18 protein-coding genes are annotated in these 15205 nt (G+C 61.3%); 12 read left to right on the plus strand and 6 right to left on the minus strand.

What is annotated here, in order from left to right; genetic code table 11:
• Positions 1–68: 68 nt before the first annotated feature.
• Together fliK and YA0848_RS22835 are read left to right on the plus strand one after the other, a co-directional pair.
• The gene (gene fliK / locus YA0848_RS22830) at positions 69–1646 is read left to right on the plus strand and encodes a flagellar hook-length control protein FliK (protein WP_169903269.1); all 1578 of its coding nucleotides are present in this window, start codon (positions 69–71) and stop codon (positions 1644–1646) included.
• Positions 1643–1972, plus strand: a complete 330-nt coding sequence (locus YA0848_RS22835; protein ID WP_034112674.1) for an EscU/YscU/HrcU family type III secretion system export apparatus switch protein — start codon at positions 1643–1645, stop codon at positions 1970–1972. Before fliK ends, YA0848_RS22835 begins: the two co-directional genes overlap by 4 nt.
• Before the next feature lie 229 nt (positions 1973–2201).
• Here the strand turns inward: YA0848_RS22835 and YA0848_RS22840 are convergent, their stop codons facing one another.
• Both YA0848_RS22840 and moaB read right to left on the minus strand, forming a co-directional pair.
• The gene (locus YA0848_RS22840) at positions 2202–3428 is read right to left on the minus strand and encodes a molybdopterin molybdotransferase MoeA (protein WP_047882254.1); all 1227 of its coding nucleotides are present in this window, start codon (positions 3426–3428) and stop codon (positions 2202–2204) included.
• Complete coding sequence (gene moaB / locus YA0848_RS22845; protein ID WP_034096624.1) at positions 3412–3951, minus strand: molybdenum cofactor biosynthesis protein B; 540 nt, start codon at positions 3949–3951, stop codon at positions 3412–3414. Before moaB ends, YA0848_RS22840 begins: the two co-directional genes overlap by 17 nt.
• 76 nt (positions 3952–4027) lie before the next feature.
• On the opposite strand from moaB, the gene mobA reads away from it, so the two are divergent.
• A complete protein-coding gene (gene mobA / locus YA0848_RS22850; RefSeq protein WP_034096623.1) occupies positions 4028–4630 on the plus strand; it encodes a molybdenum cofactor guanylyltransferase MobA in 603 nt (200 codons plus the stop codon).
• A gap of 80 nt (positions 4631–4710) precedes the next feature.
• On the plus strand, positions 4711–4932 hold the full coding sequence (locus YA0848_RS22855; protein WP_034096622.1) for a YgdI/YgdR family lipoprotein: 222 nt from the start codon (positions 4711–4713) through the stop codon (positions 4930–4932).
• 56 nt (positions 4933–4988) lie between these two features.
• Here YA0848_RS22855 and YA0848_RS22860 read toward each other — a convergent pair whose 3' ends face one another.
• The 3 genes from YA0848_RS22860 to YA0848_RS22870 all read right to left on the minus strand — a co-directional run bounded on the left by YA0848_RS22860 (position 4989) and on the right by YA0848_RS22870 (position 6598).
• On the minus strand, positions 4989–5879 hold the full coding sequence (locus YA0848_RS22860) for a pseudouridine synthase (protein ID WP_184316101.1): 891 nt from the start codon (positions 5877–5879) through the stop codon (positions 4989–4991).
• A 72-nt stretch (positions 5880–5951) separates the two neighbouring features.
• The gene (locus tag YA0848_RS22865; RefSeq protein ID WP_034096620.1) at positions 5952–6287 is read right to left on the minus strand and encodes a hypothetical protein; all 336 of its coding nucleotides are present in this window, start codon (positions 6285–6287) and stop codon (positions 5952–5954) included.
• Between the two features lie 74 nt (positions 6288–6361).
• Positions 6362–6598: a glutaredoxin family protein gene (locus YA0848_RS22870; protein WP_047882255.1), complete on the minus strand. Its 237-nt coding sequence runs from the start codon at positions 6596–6598 to the stop codon at positions 6362–6364.
• 167 nt (positions 6599–6765) lie between these two features.
• Between YA0848_RS22870 and YA0848_RS22875 the strand changes: the two genes are divergently transcribed.
• Complete coding sequence (locus tag YA0848_RS22875) at positions 6766–8496, plus strand: cation:proton antiporter (RefSeq protein ID WP_034096618.1); 1731 nt, start codon at positions 6766–6768, stop codon at positions 8494–8496.
• Here the strand turns inward: YA0848_RS22875 and YA0848_RS22880 are convergent.
• Positions 8483–9691, minus strand: coding sequence for an ammonium transporter (locus tag YA0848_RS22880; RefSeq protein ID WP_040266256.1), 1209 nt, complete (start codon positions 9689–9691; stop codon positions 8483–8485). The two genes, YA0848_RS22875 and YA0848_RS22880, sit on opposite strands and share 14 nt — an antisense overlap.
• 346 nt (positions 9692–10037) lie before the next feature.
• On the opposite strand from YA0848_RS22880, the gene YA0848_RS22885 reads away from it, so the two are divergent.
• From YA0848_RS22885 to YA0848_RS22915, 7 genes are all read left to right on the plus strand, one after another.
• The gene (locus YA0848_RS22885) at positions 10038–10352 is read left to right on the plus strand and encodes a DUF883 family protein (protein ID WP_034096616.1); all 315 of its coding nucleotides are present in this window, start codon (positions 10038–10040) and stop codon (positions 10350–10352) included.
• Between the two features lie 3 nt (positions 10353–10355).
• On the plus strand, positions 10356–10745 hold the full coding sequence (locus YA0848_RS22890) for a phage holin family protein (RefSeq protein WP_034096615.1): 390 nt from the start codon (positions 10356–10358) through the stop codon (positions 10743–10745).
• The gene (locus YA0848_RS22895; RefSeq protein ID WP_034096614.1) at positions 10742–11083 is read left to right on the plus strand and encodes a hypothetical protein; all 342 of its coding nucleotides are present in this window, start codon (positions 10742–10744) and stop codon (positions 11081–11083) included. The genes YA0848_RS22890 and YA0848_RS22895 overlap by 4 nt, the downstream gene beginning before the upstream one ends.
• A gap of 104 nt (positions 11084–11187) precedes the next feature.
• Positions 11188–12351: an EAL domain-containing protein gene (locus YA0848_RS22900; protein WP_169903270.1), complete on the plus strand. Its 1164-nt coding sequence runs from the start codon at positions 11188–11190 to the stop codon at positions 12349–12351.
• Positions 12352–12422: 71 nt separating this feature from the next.
• The gene (locus tag YA0848_RS22905) at positions 12423–13754 is read left to right on the plus strand and encodes a deoxyguanosinetriphosphate triphosphohydrolase (protein WP_034096612.1); all 1332 of its coding nucleotides are present in this window, start codon (positions 12423–12425) and stop codon (positions 13752–13754) included.
• Between the two features lie 170 nt (positions 13755–13924).
• Positions 13925–14320, plus strand: coding sequence for a response regulator (locus YA0848_RS22910; RefSeq protein WP_034096611.1), 396 nt, complete (start codon positions 13925–13927; stop codon positions 14318–14320).
• A gap of 257 nt (positions 14321–14577) precedes the next feature.
• Complete coding sequence (locus YA0848_RS22915) at positions 14578–15204, plus strand: response regulator transcription factor (RefSeq protein ID WP_034096610.1); 627 nt, start codon at positions 14578–14580, stop codon at positions 15202–15204.
• The last annotated feature ends 1 nt before the right edge of the window (position 15205 follow it).

Genomic DNA, 15205 nt, shown 5'->3' on the forward strand with positions numbered 1-15205 from the left:
GACGGGCGGCATTATACATGCGATGCCCTACTCTAAAGAGGGCAATTTCCCCAGAGACGGCGCACGCAATGACCGGTGAGATCAACCTTCCTACGTTACCTGCCAGCCCGGCGAGCGGCGCTCCATCGCTGCCGGCGGTCGGCGCACTGCTTAAACTGCTGGAGCCGCAGACGGGGCTGATCGACCCGGGGAAAACCGCCAATGCGGAAGTCATCGCCCTCAAACAAGGCGGCGAGGCTTTCCAGTTGCTGCTCAAGCTGACCCTCGATGGCGGTCGCCAGACCCTGGTGCAAGCCAGCAGCCCACAGCCGTTGCCTCTGGGCAGCAATGTGGCGGTCAGTCAGACGGCTGCAGGCAACCTGACCTTGAGTCTGCAGCAAGCGTTGAGCGCCAACGTCGCCGCCCTGACGCGCATCGATACCAGCAAAATCCCCGAAGGCACGCTGCTGCAGGCCAAGGTGCTGACCACCCAGGTGTTGCCCCAGGGCACCACACAGCCGGCGATCTACCGCTCGCTGGTCACAGTGCTCAACAGCGCCATGGCCGGCGCGACGCTGACCGTGGAGAGCCCGCAGCCGTTGCGCGTCGGCAGCCTGCTCAGCGCGGTGGTGCAGAACGCGCAAACCTTGAATTTCGTGCCGTTGAGCGGGCTCAAGGATCAGTTGGCCGTCACGCAACAGCTGGCGACCCAACAAAGCCGCCAAGGTTCGCTGGATGCAGTGTTCAACGCGTTGCAGAACTTACCGCGTGAGGGCAGTACCTCGGCGGACCTACGCGCCGCCGCCGACCGTCTGCTGGCCACCCTGCCGGACCTGGCCCAGGTGAGCAACCCGAAAGTGCTGGCCCAGGTGATTCAGAACAGCGGCGCGTTTTTGGAGGCCAAACTGCTGGCCGGCCAGAACCCGCAGGTACCGCCCCTGGATATGAAAGGTGCGCTGCTGCGGTTGGTCGCCGACCTGGTCCCCGCCCTGCCCGCCAATACCAACCTCAATGCCATCCTGGCCGCCAACACCCTGGCCCAGATGCTGCCGAACTTTGTGCGCAGCCCGCTGAATACCTTGGGGCAAGTCAGCGCACGCCAGGCACCGGTGAGCTTCCCTCTGCCCGAGCGCCTGATGGGCAAGCTGGAGGGTGAAGGCGATCTGGAAAACCTGCTGCGCCTGGCCGCCGGGGCGATCTCGCGCTTGCAGAGCCATCAGTTGTCGAGCCTGGAACAAACCGGCACTACGGCCGATGGCCGCCTGCAAACCACCTGGCAGTTGGAAATCCCCATGCGCACCCTGCAGGACATCGTGCCGTTGCAGGTCAAGTTCCAGCGTGAAGAACCGGCGCCGGACAAGGATCAGCCCGAACGCAAAGCCAATAAGGACGCCAAGCAGATGCTCTGGCGCGTTGAGCTGGCCTTCGATATGGAACCCCTGGGCCCATTGCAGGTGCAGGCGCAGTTGAGCCAGGGCAAGTTGTCGAGCCAACTGTGGGCGACCCGACCGTTTACCGCGAGCCTGATCGAAAGCCATTTGGGCAGTCTGCGCGAGCGCCTGGTGACCTCGGGCCTCAACGTCGGCGACCTCGACTGCCACCTTGGCACGCCGCCACGGGGCCCCAAGACAGGCCTGGAACAACGCTGGGTGGACGAAACCGCATGAAGACCACCGAATCATCTCGCCAGGCGATTGCCCTCAAGTACGACGGCCAGCAGGCGCCGACGCTCACCGCCAAAGGCGATGATGCCCTGGCCGAAGCCATCCTCAAGCTGGCGCGGGAAAACGAAGTACCGATCTATGAAAACGCCGAGTTGGTAAAACTGCTGGCCCGCATGGAATTGGGCGACAGCATTCCCGAGGAGTTGTATCGCACCATTGCCGAGATCATTGCGTTTGCTTGGACATTGAAAGGCAAGTTCCCGGTGGGATTTGACCCGCATGCGGGACCGGTGGAGCGGGATGTGACCGAGCGCGGAGACGATTACTGAATAGCGAGCCGTCATCGGGGGCGAGCCCCCTCCCACATTTTGAGCCGGCTTTTCAGTTGATACCGGGGGAAGCAGTATGGTTTGCGCGGTGCTGCGCCGTATGATCCAGCCCAGGCAATGATTATCAAGGGTGGGAGGGGGCTTGCCCCCGATGGCAGTGATTCAGCCAGCCATTAGGTGACTGTTACTCCGCTATCAGTGTCCTCGCTCCCACACTCAGACTTTTTATTCAGTTGATGACTTCGCTCAGCGGAATGAAGTTGACTCGATCCCCCACATTAAGCGTTGTGCCTTCCAACACCTCCACAAATCCCTCTGCCCACGCCGCGCTGCGCAGCACACCGGAACTCTGGTTGCGATAGATGACCGCGCGGCCCTGCTCGATACGCCCGCGCAGGTACTCGCGGCGGTTGCCCGGCTTGGGCCATTCGAAACCCACCGGAACCTCGAAGCGCAACGGTGTCACGTCGAGTACGCCTAGACGCCGCAGGATGTACGGGCGCGCCAAGAGCGCAAACGTCACCAGGGTAGACGCCGGGTTACCAGGCAGACCGATCACCGGCACACCGCGAAAATGGCCGACCGTCAGCGGCTTGCCTGGCTTGATCGCCAGTTTCCATAACGCCAGCTCGCCCTCTTCACGCAGGGCGACGCCGAGGAAGTCCGCCTCCCCCACCGACACGCCGCCGGTGGACAGGATCAGGTCAACGCTGCCCAACCCGGCCAGACGCCCACGGGTCTGTTCCAGGTCGTCAGGCAGAATCCCGGCATCGATCACTTCACAGCCCATCCGCGCCAGCCAACTGCACAGCACGCGGCGGTTGCTGTTGTAGATCTGCCCCGGTCCCAGGGGCTGGCCCGGCTCGATCAGTTCGTCGCCGGTGGACAGCACCGCCACCCGCAGGCGACGCACCACGGCCAGGCCATCGCAGCCCAAGGACGCGGCCAAGCCCAGCTCGATGGGCCCCAGGCGCGTGCCCGCGTCGAGCACGGTTTCGCCGACGGTGGTTTCCTGGCCCTGGGGGCGGATGTTCTGACCCGTGCGCAGGGGTTCGCTGAAACTCACCCGTTCATCGGCGTGGACCACGGCGTTTTCTTGCATCTCCACGCAATCGGCGCCGGCGGGGACCGGCGCACCGGTGAAAATCCGCGCGCAGGTTCCTGCCGCCAGGGGCTGCGGCGCCTGACCGGCGAAGATACGTTGGCTAACCACCAGCGGCTCGCCGGTCCAGTCAGAGAGGCGCACGGCGTAGCCATCCATGGCACTGTTGGGCCAGGGCGGCAGGTCGAGGGTGGAGATCAGCGCATGCGCGAGTACGCGACCGTCGCAGCCGGCCAGGGGCAACGTCTCCTGCTCGCGAATCGGCGTGGCGTCGGCCAGGTCCAGCAGCTGTTGCAGCGCCTGCTCTACCGGCATGAGGGCGCCGGCCTTGCCGGGCTTACCCACGGGATTCACAAGGTTCAGCCAGTTTGAGGTGCGGGACGAAGTTGCACGGGCGATGGCGGTTGTCCAACTGCTCGGCGAGGATGCCGTCCCAACCGGTCCGCACCGCATTGGTGGAGCCCGGCAGGCAGCACACCAGGGTGCCGTTGGCCAGACCAGCCAGCGCGCGGGATTGCACGGTGGAGGTGCCGATATCAGCCACGGATATCTGGCGGAACAGCTCACCAAAGCCGTCGACCTGCTTGTCCAGCAGACAGCTCACCGCTTCGGGGGTGCTGTCGCGGCCGGTAAAGCCAGTGCCGCCGGTGATCAACACCACTTGCACCACGTCTTCGGCGATCCAGTGGGCAACCTGGGCGCGGATCTTGTAGAGATCGTCCTTGAGCAGCACGCGCTCGGCCAGGCGATGGCCGGCGGCGGTCAGACGGTCGACGAAGACTTGGCCCGAGGTGTCGGTATCCAGGGTGCGGGTGTCACTGACGGTCAATACAGCGATATTCAGGGGTACAAAAGGCGCATCAACCTTGGCTTTCATGGCACGGTCCGGTTGTCGAAGGAACAGCCCGGTGTTATATCACAGGCCCTCCTTTGCTTGCCGCTGCGGAACCACCATGTCCTTTGATTCGTGCCCTTTGCCCTGTTCGATTCTATTGCTGTCCGGTGGCCGCGGCCAACGCATGGGCGGCCAGGACAAAGGCTTGCTAACCTGGCGCGGCCAGCCGCTGATTGCGCACTTGCAGGGCTTGGTGCGCGGGCTGACCGACGACTTGATCATCTCCTGCAACCGCAACCAAGACCGTTACGCGGCATACGCCGATCACCTGGTAAACGACGACAGCGCGGACTTCCCCGGGCCGCTCGCCGGTATCCGCGCCGGCCTCGCCGCCGCGCGCCATGAGCACTTGCTGGTGTTGCCCTGCGATGTGCCGCACATCGACGCGCGCCTGCTGGCCGACCTGCGTGACACGGCCCGACGCACCCCGCAGTCGCCGGTGATGGTGCGCCATGGGGAATTCTGGGAACCCTTGATCTGCATCATCCCAACGCACCTCAGGAACGCGGTAGAACAAGCCTGGCACGCTGGCGAGCGCAGCCCGCGCAAGATCCTCCTGCAACTGGGTGGCGTGGGCCTGGAATGCCCGGCGAATGATCCACGCCTGGCCAACTTGAACACACCCGAACTGTTGCACCAGAAGTCTGACGTGTCAGAATGAACTTTCGTACAAGGAACTTTGGCGACGCCTTACGCGTCACAAGGTCAGCAATTTCAAAGAATTCTCTTGGAGACACACCCATGACTCAACGGACCATCGCCGCTTTCATGCTCGCCCTGGGCCTCGCTACCCTCGCCGGTTGCGCCTCGCCTACCGTGATCACCCTGAATGACGGTCGTGAAATCCAGGCCGTCGACACCCCGAAATACGATGAAGATTCGGGCTTCTACGAATTCGAACAGCTGGACGGCAAGCACACCCGTATCAATAAAGACCAGGTTCGCACCGTTAAAGACCTGTAAGTCTTAAGCGTTTGCCCACAAGGCCCGCCTCGCGCGGGCCTTGTCGTTTCCGGGGCTTACCAATCGAGGGTGATGCGGCTGCGAAAGTCGCGCGTCTGGCCGGTAACCGGGTCGACAAAACGCACGCCCTGGGCCAGCAGTTTAAGTGGGTTGGCGTAGTCGTCCACGGCGTCCTTGAGCACGTCGGGGTAGAACGGGTCATTGCAGATACTCGCCCCCAGCGCGGTCATGTGCACGCGCAACTGGTGCTTCTTGCCGGTGACCGGGAACAGGCCGTAACGCCATAGCTCGCCATGTTTTTCGCGAACCTCCACCGCGGTTTCGGTGTTGCTGACACCGGGACCTTCCTGCATGCGAAAGAAGGGCTCACCGTCCACCAGACGACTTTTGTGTACCAAGGGAAAGGTGAGATCCGGCAGCGCGGGGGCAATGGCTTCGTAAAATTTATCGATCTTGCGCGTAGGAAACAGCTGCTGATACGCCGCGCGGCTGTGGGGGTTGGCCGAGAACAGCACCAGCCCCGCGGTGTGCCGGTCGATACGATGCAGGGGCACCAGCGACGGGTTGTCCAGGCGACGAATCAGGCGGCGCAACAGCGTCTGTTCGACGTATTCGCCGGCCGGCGTCACGGGTAGGAAGTGCGGTTTATCGGCCACCACCAAGTGTTCGTCGGCATACAGAATAGTTTCCTGCACCGGGATGACCTTTTCGTTGGGCACCTCGCGAAAATAGTAGATGCACAGGCCTTCCCTGTAGGCCAGATCTTGCTGGATGGGGTCGCCGTTGATGTCCAGCACGCGACCGCGAGCGATGCGGTCCAACCAGTGTTCGCGGCTGATCGCGGGGAAGTGCGTGCACAGACAGTCCAGCACCGTAGCCCAAGGGCCCGGTGGCAGATACAAGGTGCTGGCCTGGTGCTGGGACGCGGAAAAACCGGAAGTGGGCATGAAGACGCTCGAAGCCTGGGAAAATCGGCGGGCATTATCCCGCATGGAGCGGGATCGAGCCTAGGGCGGATCTCAGGCCTTGGCTAATTCAGCGCGCAGGATCGGCGAGGCACTGGCCGCTTCGGTGAACTCCTTGAGCCAACGCAACACGTCCACCGCCTCCCAACGCCCCGGATCGTAGAGGGCGTACAGCAAGCCTTGGTAACCCACCACGTCCAACTGCTTGTGATAGCCGGCACGCTGAAACAGCGCTTCGATCTCGGCAAAGCAGGTATTGAAATGCACTTTGTTGAACGGCGTCTTACCTTCCGTGACCAGACCGTCCAGGCGCAGCTCGTTCACTGCATCGCGCACGATGTCGGCGGACATGCGATTGACGCTGCTTTTCAGTTGTTCAACATTCACCACGGGCGTTCCCTCTATTCCATCGCTGTACAAACATACAGTAGCGTAATATTTGGAAACCCGCCATCGCCATGACGTCAGAGAAGGAAGGCGACCACCTGGTCGGTGTCGAACGGCCAGTCCAGTTCCGCGCCCGTGTCTGCCCGTCGAAGCACCGGAATCCGTAGGCCGTAGACCTCGGTCAAGTCCTCGGGATCGGTGATATCCACCAACTCAACCTGCAACCCATGTTCGACGAGCGGCATGATTTCGGCTTCGGCAAACTCACACAGGTGGCAACCCAGGGTGCCGAACAGCTGGCATTCAGGAAGCATGACGAATGGGCCTGATCAGAATAAGGTGGGTCATTCTAAGCCTGCTTACCGAGGGTGGCGAGTTGTGCATGCCGCCCCAAAAAGACCTGACCCAAGTCACCATGGCCTATAACTGATTCAGCCATTCTCGCGGCTTTTTGTCCGCTGACCCTGTAACGGAGAGGTTTGTGTTCGCCAACCTGCTGATCATTCTGGCGTCATCCCTGGTGGTGATCGCCCTGTTTCGCCGGCTGCAATTGCCGCCCGTGTTGGGCTATCTGTGCGTAGGCCTGGCCGTGGGGCCCACCGCGCTGGATTGGGTGAACGATAGCGAAGAGCTGCCCGATCTCGCCGAGCTGGGGGTAGTGTTTCTGCTGTTTTCCCTGGGCCTGGAATTTTCCCTGAACAAGATGCTCGCCCTGCGCCATGTGGTGTTTGGCCTGGGCAGCTTGCAGGTACTGGGGTGCGGCGCGCTGCTGGGGGCCACATTGATGCTACTGGGGGTGGCGCCCGGAATTGCGCTGTTGCTCGGCGCGGGGTTGGCGCTGTCGTCCACGGCCATCGTCAGCAAGGAGTTGGGCAGCCTTGGCGAAATTTTCAGCAGCCATGGCCAGAATGCAATTGGCGTGTTGCTGTTTCAGGACGTGGTCGCAGTGTTACTGCTGACGCTGGTGCCGGTGTTCGCCGGCAGCAGCGATCAGGCCTGGTACCTGGCGTTGCCGCTGACCTTGGGCAAGACCGTAGTGCTGTTTATCGGCCTGCTGCTTGCCAGCCGCTGGCTGTTGCCGCGCCTGTTCCGTGAGGTCGCCGCGTCCCACTCGGCGGAGCTGTTTGTGTTGCTGGCCCTGGTGATTGTGCTACTGACCGCTTGGCTCACCCATTTGCTCGGCCTCTCCCCTGCCCTGGGCGCGTTCCTGGCCGGGATGTTGCTGGGTGAAAGCCATTACCGCCATCAGATCGAAGCGGATATCCGACCGTTTCGCGACATCCTGCTGGGCTTGTTTTTCGTCAGCATCGGCATGCTGATCGACCTGCAATTGTTCCTCAGCCACAGCCTGTTGATCCTCGGCATGACCCTCACGCTGATGCTGATCAAGGGCTGCGTGGTCGCCGTGCTGGTCAAACTGCGCGGCAGCGACATGGAAACCGCCTGGCGCAGCGGCCTGGCCCTGGCTCAGGGCGGCGAGTTCTGCTTCGCCTTGATGGCACAGATGCAGCAGAGCCGGCTGATCCCGGATCAATTCAACGGCCTGCTGCTCGCCGCAACGTTTTGCTCGATGCTGCTCACCCCCCTGCTATTGCGCGCCGCGCCGGCCATCGCCCTGCGCCTGCATCGCAAACCCAATCAGCAGGTGCAACTGGAGACCATCACCGCGCTCAATGCGCAGCTGCGCAACCATGCGGTGATCTGCGGTTACGGGCGCGTCGGACAGTCCATCGGGCGCTTTCTGCGTCGCGAGCAACAAGCATTCATCGCTCTGGATGATGACCCGGAACGGGTTCAGGAAGCGGCGACCGAAGACAGCAGCGTGCATTACGGCGACTGCCGGCGCGGCGCCCTGCTCAGCGCAGTGGGCATAGAGCGCGCGCGATTGGTGGTGATTGCTGTAGATAACAGCGATGTCGCGCTGGTGGTGCTTAAAGAGGCGCGCCGTATCAACGCCCAGGTGCCGATCCTGGTGCGCACCCGCGATGATAGCCAGTGGGCCGAACTGAAAGCAGCGGGCGCCACTGAAGTGGTGCCCGAGTTATTGGAGTCGAGCCTGATGCTCGCCTCCCACGCCTTGCTCCTGCTGGGCCTGCCGGATCAACAGGTGCAGGCGCGCGTTGATGAAGTGCGGCAAAACCGCTATCGCCTGCTGCACGGCTTTCACGCACCGCCCAGCGACAACGATGAGGCGCCGATCAATCCTGACTGACCGCACCGATCTTGTGGATCGACAGGTCCGCGCCGTAGTACTCCTGCTCCTGGCTCAGACGCAGCCCGTGCACGCGCTTGATCACGCCGTACACCAACAGGCCGCCGCCGAACGCCACCGCCACACCGAGGGCGGTGCCGATCAACTGGCTGGCCAGGCTCACGCCGCCCAGCCCGCCAAGGGCCGTCTGGCCAAAGACCCCGCAGGCAATTCCACCCCACACGCCGCACAGGCCATGCAACGGCCACACACCCAGCACGTCGTCGATCTTCCAGCGATCCTGGGCCGCGATAAAACACCACACGAACAAACCGCCGGCCACCACGCCGGTGACCAATGCGCCCACCGGGTGCATCAGGTCGGAACCAGCACAGATCGCCACCAATCCGGCCAACGGCCCGTTATGCAGAAAACCAGGGTCGTTGCGACCGATCACCAGGGCAGCCACGGTGCCGCCGACCATCGCCATCAGCGAGTTGACCGCCACCAGACCGCTGACGCCGTTAAGGGTCTGCGCGCTCATCACGTTAAAGCCAAACCAGCCGACGATGAGAATCCACGAACCCAGCGCCAGGAACGGAATGCTCGACGGCGCGAACGCCACCAGCCGCCCCTCGCGATAGCGACCGTTGCGCGGGCCCAGCAGCAACACCGCCGCCAGCGCCAGCCAACCGCCCATGGCATGCACCACCACCGAGCCGGCAAAGTCATGGAAACCGGCACCGAAAGTGCTGAGCAACCAGGCCTGCAGACCGAAATTACCGTTCCACACCAACCCTTCGAAAAATGGGTAAATGAAGGCCACGATCAACGCGGTGGCGCACAACTGCGGCGCGAATTTCGCACGCTCGGCAATGCCCCCGGAGATGATCGCCGGAATTGCCGCGGCGAATGTCAGCAGGAAGAAGAACTTCACCAGACCGTAGCCATGATCGGCACTGATCACCGCCGCCGGCTGCATAAAGCTCACGCCGTAGGAGATCCAATAGCCTATAAAGAAGTAAGCCAGGGTCGAGATCGCGAAATCGCTGAGGATCTTCGACAGCGCGTTGACCTGGTTTTTCTGACGCACCGTACCGACTTCCAGAAACGCGAAGCCGGCGTGCATGGCCAGGACCATGACCGCGCCGATCAGAATAAACAGGGTGTTGGAGCTATGGACGAGGGTGTCCACCGCACTTTGTAGAGTGTCCATGGAAGCTGGCAGGCCTGTAGTCAGGGCAAAAAGCACCAAAGCGGTTCAAGCCAGAAATCCGCGCACTAAATTGGAACTGGCGGAACCACCCCTCTGTTGGGGGCATGAACCGCTTTAGCGCAGCGAACATCACAATAGGCCGTTGCCGACAGGGTTTTTCCGCGGGTTTAAGTGTTTTAGGGTAAGGTTTTTCAAGGCATTGGCCTCGACCGCCCGGATTCAGCGCAGGCCGTGGGGCCCGCGCACCAAGCCAAAGCAAAAGCTGTACCAGGCAATCGCAATGAACCTTCACCGACGCCGGTGACTCGAAACCACACGCACCGATCAGCCAATCACGGAGATACCCATGGCCAGAACCACTGCAAAGACTGCTCAAGAAATACTGATGGCGGATTTTCAAACCCTGGTCAGCGACACCGAAAAGTTGCTGGACGACACCGCTATCCTCGCCGGCGACCAGGCCGATGAACTGCGCAGCAAGATTCACGAGAGCCTGCTCAAGGCCCGTGAAACCCTGCAATTGACCGAAGACTCCCTGCGCGAACGCGGCCAGGCGGCGGTCACCGCAACGGAAGATTACGTGCAGGCCAACCCTTGGCAGTCCATCGGTATTGCCGCCGGCGTGGGCTTTCTGATCGGTCTGCTGGCTACAAGGCGCTAAAGTATGTCTATCGGCGAAAGTGGCTCGTCTACGGGCGCAAGTTCTACCTCACGACGCCTGGGCGCTGCCGTTCTAGGCTTGCTGCACAGCCACGTCGAACTGTTCGGCATCGAGTTGCAGGAACAGAAAGCCCGCACCGTCAGCCTGCTGCTGTTCGCAGGCCTGGCCCTGGTGTTCGCTTTGCTGTTGCTGGTGGGGTTGTCGACCCTGGTGATGATCCTGGTGTGGGACACCGGCTACCGCCTGACAGGGATCATCTGCCTCTGCGTGTTTTATAGCCTGGCCGCCGCGTTCTGCGGGGTACGCTTGAAAGCCGCGGTGTTCGATGAATCCACACCGTTCCATGCCACCCTCGAAGAGTTGGCCAATGACCGGGAGCGCCTGCTGCCATGAGCCTGACTGAAGTTCCGCAATCCACCACCCGGCGAGAAATGCGCAAGGCCTTGATCCGCCTGCGCATGGAAATGCACCGCCAGGAAATCCGCCACGAATCCCAGCAGTTGCTCACGCCCCTGCATAAGATGCGCGACATGCGGCATAACTGGCAGGAGAACCTGGGCATCAAGCACGCGCCGCTGTGGGGCGTGGCGGCGGTGACGCTGATGGGCTTCCTCACTGGCAAGGGCGCCAAGGGCGGCAGTATCAGCAGCGTGACGCGTCTGGTGCGCCTGGGTGCGGGTTTGATCCCGTTGATCAAACTGGCCATGCAAGGGCGTTCGCGCAAAGACTGAGCTGCGCCGGCCCTCGCTGGCTGCATTCTTGCTAACAGAATCGGCCCGGCCTCTTGTTCACGAGGGGCGGGCCTTTTTTTCGCCACCTCTCTTAAGGAGGCCTTGTGATCGACGGGCAACCGCTCGCCTGCTTCCAGCCTTTCATCGATACCGCCACCGGCCGCATTGCCGGCGTGGAAGCCTTGGGTCGCCTGCGCCTGGCTGACGGTCGCCTGCAGTCCGTAGGCCCGCTGTTCGCCGACCCGCGTACCTCCGGCGTAGCCCTGCGACGACTCGACCGGCAGCTGCGCGATAACGCCCTGAGCCGGCTGCATGAGGCGCCTGAAGACTGGTTCCTGAGCCTGAACATCTCACCGCGCTGGATCAACCGCCTGCGTCCGGGCCAGCCGTTGCCGAGCCTGAAACAGATCCACAGCCACGGCGTGGACCCGCAGCGCATCGTGTTCGAGATCACCGAACTGGGGGGCGACATCAGGCGCCTGGCAGAGGTTGTGGCGCGCTACCGTGAGGCGGGCGCGCGGATCGCCATCGATGACTTCGGCGCCGGCTATTCCCAGCTGGACCGGGTGCTCGCGTTGCAACCGGACATTCTCAAACTAGACATGCGTCTGTTTCAGGAGGCCGCGCGCGGCGGGCCAAGCAGCGAGGTGGTGCGCGCGTTGGCACAAATGGCGGAAAAGACCGGTTGCTGGATCATCGCCGAAGGCGTGGAAACTGAAGCGCAACTGAACTTCGCCCTGGAGTGCGGCGCCCGCTACGTACAAGGTTACTTGTTTGCCCAAGCCCAGTTGGACTGGTTCGCCACCGACGCCTTCGTGCCACGCTTTGCTCAACTGCGCACCGCTTACGTCCAACAGAAACTGGCGGAACGCGGGCGCATCATGCAGTTGCGCCAGCAAATGGCCGAGCTGATGAGCATCCTGCAAAGCTGGGCCCAGGCCAAGGCACCGTTGAGCCAGTTACCGCGATTGCCGGCATTCCCCTGGCTGCTGCGCTTTTATCAGTGCGACCGCCACGGCACCCAACTGACGCCCAATTTCGAGTGGCGCCAGGACGCCTGGCAGAGTGATAGCCGCTACCTTGGCCACAACTGGTCGTGGCGGCCGTACTTTTATCATCTGCTCGCCGAAGGGTGGGAGGAGCGCCGCTTGACGCTGTCTTCGACCTACCGCGATGCCACCACCAACCAGCACTGCCTCACCGCCGGACAATTCTTCGATAACGGTCAGCGCTTACTGTTAATCGATATCGACGCCGCCGGCCTGTAGATTTTCGCTTGCCCCGCCGCGGCGGAACCGGGAAGCTGGGCGGGTCATTCACCGCACGGAGAGTACCCGCCTTGGATTGGCCCACCCTGCTGACCCGCGAACGTCTTGGAAAACCACTGCACAGCCCGGAAGAATTGGGCCGCAGCCCGTTCCATAAAGATCACGACCGCATTATTTTCTCCGGCGCGTTTCGTCGCCTGGGTCGCAAGACGCAAGTGCATCCCGTGTCGAGCAACGACCATATCCACACCCGTTTGACCCACTCGCTGGAAGTCAGCTGCGTCGGCCGCTCCCTGGGTATGCGCGTGGGCGAGACCCTGCGCAGCGCCCTGCCCGACTGGTGCGATCCCAGCGACCTGGGCATGGTGGTGCAGTCGGCCTGCCTGGCCCATGACATCGGTAACCCGCCGTTCGGGCACTCAGGCGAAGACGCTATCCGCCACTGGTTTCAACAAGCGGCCGGCCGCGGCTGGCTGGACGACATGAGCAGCGCCGAGCGCAATGACTTCCTCAACTTCGAAGGCAATGCCCAAGGCTTCCGCGTGCTCACTCAATTGGAATACCACCAGTTCGACGGCGGCACGCGGCTGACGTACGCCACCCTAGGCACCTACCTCAAATACCCCTGGACCGCCCGCCACGCCGACTCCCTGGGCTACAAGAAGCACAAGTTCGGCTGCTACCAGAGCGAGTTGCCGATTCTGGAACAGATCGCCCACAAACTCGGACTGCCACAACTGGAGGACCAACGGTGGGCGCGTCACCCGCTGGTTTATCTGATGGAGGCCGCGGATGACATCTGCTACGCCTTGATCGACCTGGAAGACGGCCTGGAAATGGACTTGCTGGAGTACGCCGAAGTCGAGTCGTTGCTGCTCGATTTGGTTGGCGACGACCTGCCGCAAACCTACCGTCAATTGGGGCCGCAGGACTCACGCCGGCGCAAACTGGCGATCCTGCGCGGCAAGGCCATCGAGCACCTGACCAACGCCGCGGCGCGCGCGTTCGTCGATCAGCAGGATGCTTTGCTGGCCGGCACCCTGCCCGGCGATCTGGTCGAACATATGCACGGTCCGGCCAAACGCTGTGTGTTGGACGCCAAAGACATGGCGCGCAAGAAAATCTTCCAGGACAAGCGCAAGACGCTGCACGAAATCGGCGCTTACACCACCCTGGAAATTCTCCTGAATGCGTTCTGCGGCGCCGCACTGGAGCAACATGGCGGGCGCACGCCGTCCTTCAAGAACCGGCGCATTCTCGACTTGCTCGGCAACAACGCACCGGACCCGGCATGGCCACTGCACACGTCGTTCCTGCGCATGATCGACTTCATCGCCGGCATGACCGACAGCTATGCCACTGAAATGGCACGAGAGATGACCGGTCGCTCCAGCCCTCAATAACCGCCCGATCAAGCCGCCTGCCGATTGAGCAGAATCTGCCTACACACGGAACAGAGCGGCCTGATCGAATTCGCACAGATACACGGGGAATAATCGCGCCCGCTCCGGGCACAGTCATCGAACAGCTCCTACATGCCCCCCTTCGACGCTTGACTCATCGTGTACTTTTTATGCCCAGTAACCCTCTTTGCATCCTGTTGGTGGAGGATCATCCTTTTCAACTGCTCGCCACTCAGTGTCTGCTTCGCAGCTTCGGCTTCGAGCGGCTGACACCATGCGAAAACGCCGCGCAGGCCGTCCATCTGATGACCCAGGCGCACATGCCTTTCGACATCCTTCTGTGTGATCAATGCCTACCCGATCTACCGGGGCTGGAGCTGATTGAAATCGCCAGCCGTCAACGCTTTATCAACGCCGCCATCCTGCTCAGCGGGCTGCCCATCGCAGAGCTGTCGGCGTTGCATGTTCAGGCACTGGAGCGTGGTTTGCCCATGCTCGGTTACTTGTCAAAGCCATTGAACAAAGAAGAACTTTCACAGTTGCTCTTTCCATTACCCGCCTTATAAAAACAAGTCTTGCAACCCTGTAGACCGACCAAGATCATGACACCTAGTCCTTCTAATCACCTGATGCCTGGATTAAACCGAAATAACAGCGAAACGTTGTCATCTCGCTTCACAAATCCTTAGCAACCAGTAGGCTTTTACCTTTTTTGATGTAGGAACTTTCCTGTTTTATATTTGCTCCCCCTCCACTTCATGCTCCTGCATCCGCTTCTGAGCTAATGTGCCCGCTTTATTTGCACTTGCACGGAAACGTAAACATGAACACCGTTTTTATAATTGATGATCATCCGGTTATAAGGCTCGCCATCCGAATGTTGTTGGAGCACGAGGGCTACAAAGTAGTGGGCGAAACCGATAATGGATGCGACGCCATACAAATGGTCCGTGAGTGCCAACCGGACCTGATCATTCTGGATATCAGCATTCCAAAACTCGACGGGCTTGAAGTGCTCTGCCGCTTCAATGCCATGAACACTTCAATGAAGACCTTGGTGCTGACGGCTCAATCCCCAACCCTGTTCGCCACCCGCTGCATGCGCTCGGGCGCCGATGGCTATGTGTGCAAAGAAGGGGATCTGAGCGAGTTGCTCAGCGCCATCCGTGCCGTGTTATCAGGTTACAACTACTTTCCCAGCCAGGCTTTGAATGCCAATGGGGCGGACACCACGGTTTCAAAGGAACTTGAACTATTCAAAGCGGTAAACGATCGCGAACTGATGGTATTGCAACTTTTTGCACAAGGGCGGACTAACAAGGAAATCGCCAAAGGTATGTTCTTGAGTAACAAAACAGTAAGCACCTATAAAAAGCGGCTCATGCAAAAACTTCAAGCCAAGTCCTTGGTAGAACTTATCGAGATGGCAAAACGAAACGCGCTAGTGTGAG

The organism is Pseudomonas sp. S4_EA_1b (genome assembly GCF_016307435.1).
In the GTDB taxonomy this organism is placed as follows: domain Bacteria; phylum Pseudomonadota; class Gammaproteobacteria; order Pseudomonadales; family Pseudomonadaceae; genus Aquipseudomonas; species Aquipseudomonas rhodesiae.

Excerpts from the sequence above, each read along its gene's own strand:
- YA0848_RS22880 (WP_040266256.1), bottom strand. The coding sequence starts at position 9,691 with ATGGACACTCTACAAAGTGCGGTGGACACCCTCGTCCATAGCTCCAAC.
- fliK (WP_169903269.1), top strand. The coding sequence starts at position 69 with ATGACCGGTGAGATCAACCTTCCTACGTTACCTGCCAGCCCGGCGAGC.
- YA0848_RS22855 (WP_034096622.1), top strand. The coding sequence starts at position 4,711 with ATGACTCAACGGACCATCGCCGCTTTCATGCTCGCCCTGGGCCTCGCT.
- YA0848_RS22915 (WP_034096610.1), top strand. The coding sequence starts at position 14,578 with ATGAACACCGTTTTTATAATTGATGATCATCCGGTTATAAGGCTCGCC.
- YA0848_RS22890 (WP_034096615.1), top strand. The coding sequence starts at position 10,356 with ATGTCTATCGGCGAAAGTGGCTCGTCTACGGGCGCAAGTTCTACCTCA.
- mobA (WP_034096623.1), top strand. The coding sequence starts at position 4,028 with ATGTCCTTTGATTCGTGCCCTTTGCCCTGTTCGATTCTATTGCTGTCC.
- YA0848_RS22885 (WP_034096616.1), top strand. The coding sequence starts at position 10,038 with ATGGCCAGAACCACTGCAAAGACTGCTCAAGAAATACTGATGGCGGAT.
- YA0848_RS22870 (WP_047882255.1), bottom strand. The coding sequence starts at position 6,598 with ATGCTTCCTGAATGCCAGCTGTTCGGCACCCTGGGTTGCCACCTGTGT.
- YA0848_RS22895 (WP_034096614.1), top strand. The coding sequence starts at position 10,742 with ATGAGCCTGACTGAAGTTCCGCAATCCACCACCCGGCGAGAAATGCGC.
- YA0848_RS22910 (WP_034096611.1), top strand. The coding sequence starts at position 13,925 with ATGCCCAGTAACCCTCTTTGCATCCTGTTGGTGGAGGATCATCCTTTT.
- moaB (WP_034096624.1), bottom strand. The coding sequence starts at position 3,951 with ATGAAAGCCAAGGTTGATGCGCCTTTTGTACCCCTGAATATCGCTGTA.
- YA0848_RS22835 (WP_034112674.1), top strand. The coding sequence starts at position 1,643 with ATGAAGACCACCGAATCATCTCGCCAGGCGATTGCCCTCAAGTACGAC.
- YA0848_RS22860 (WP_184316101.1), bottom strand. The coding sequence starts at position 5,879 with ATGCCCACTTCCGGTTTTTCCGCGTCCCAGCACCAGGCCAGCACCTTG.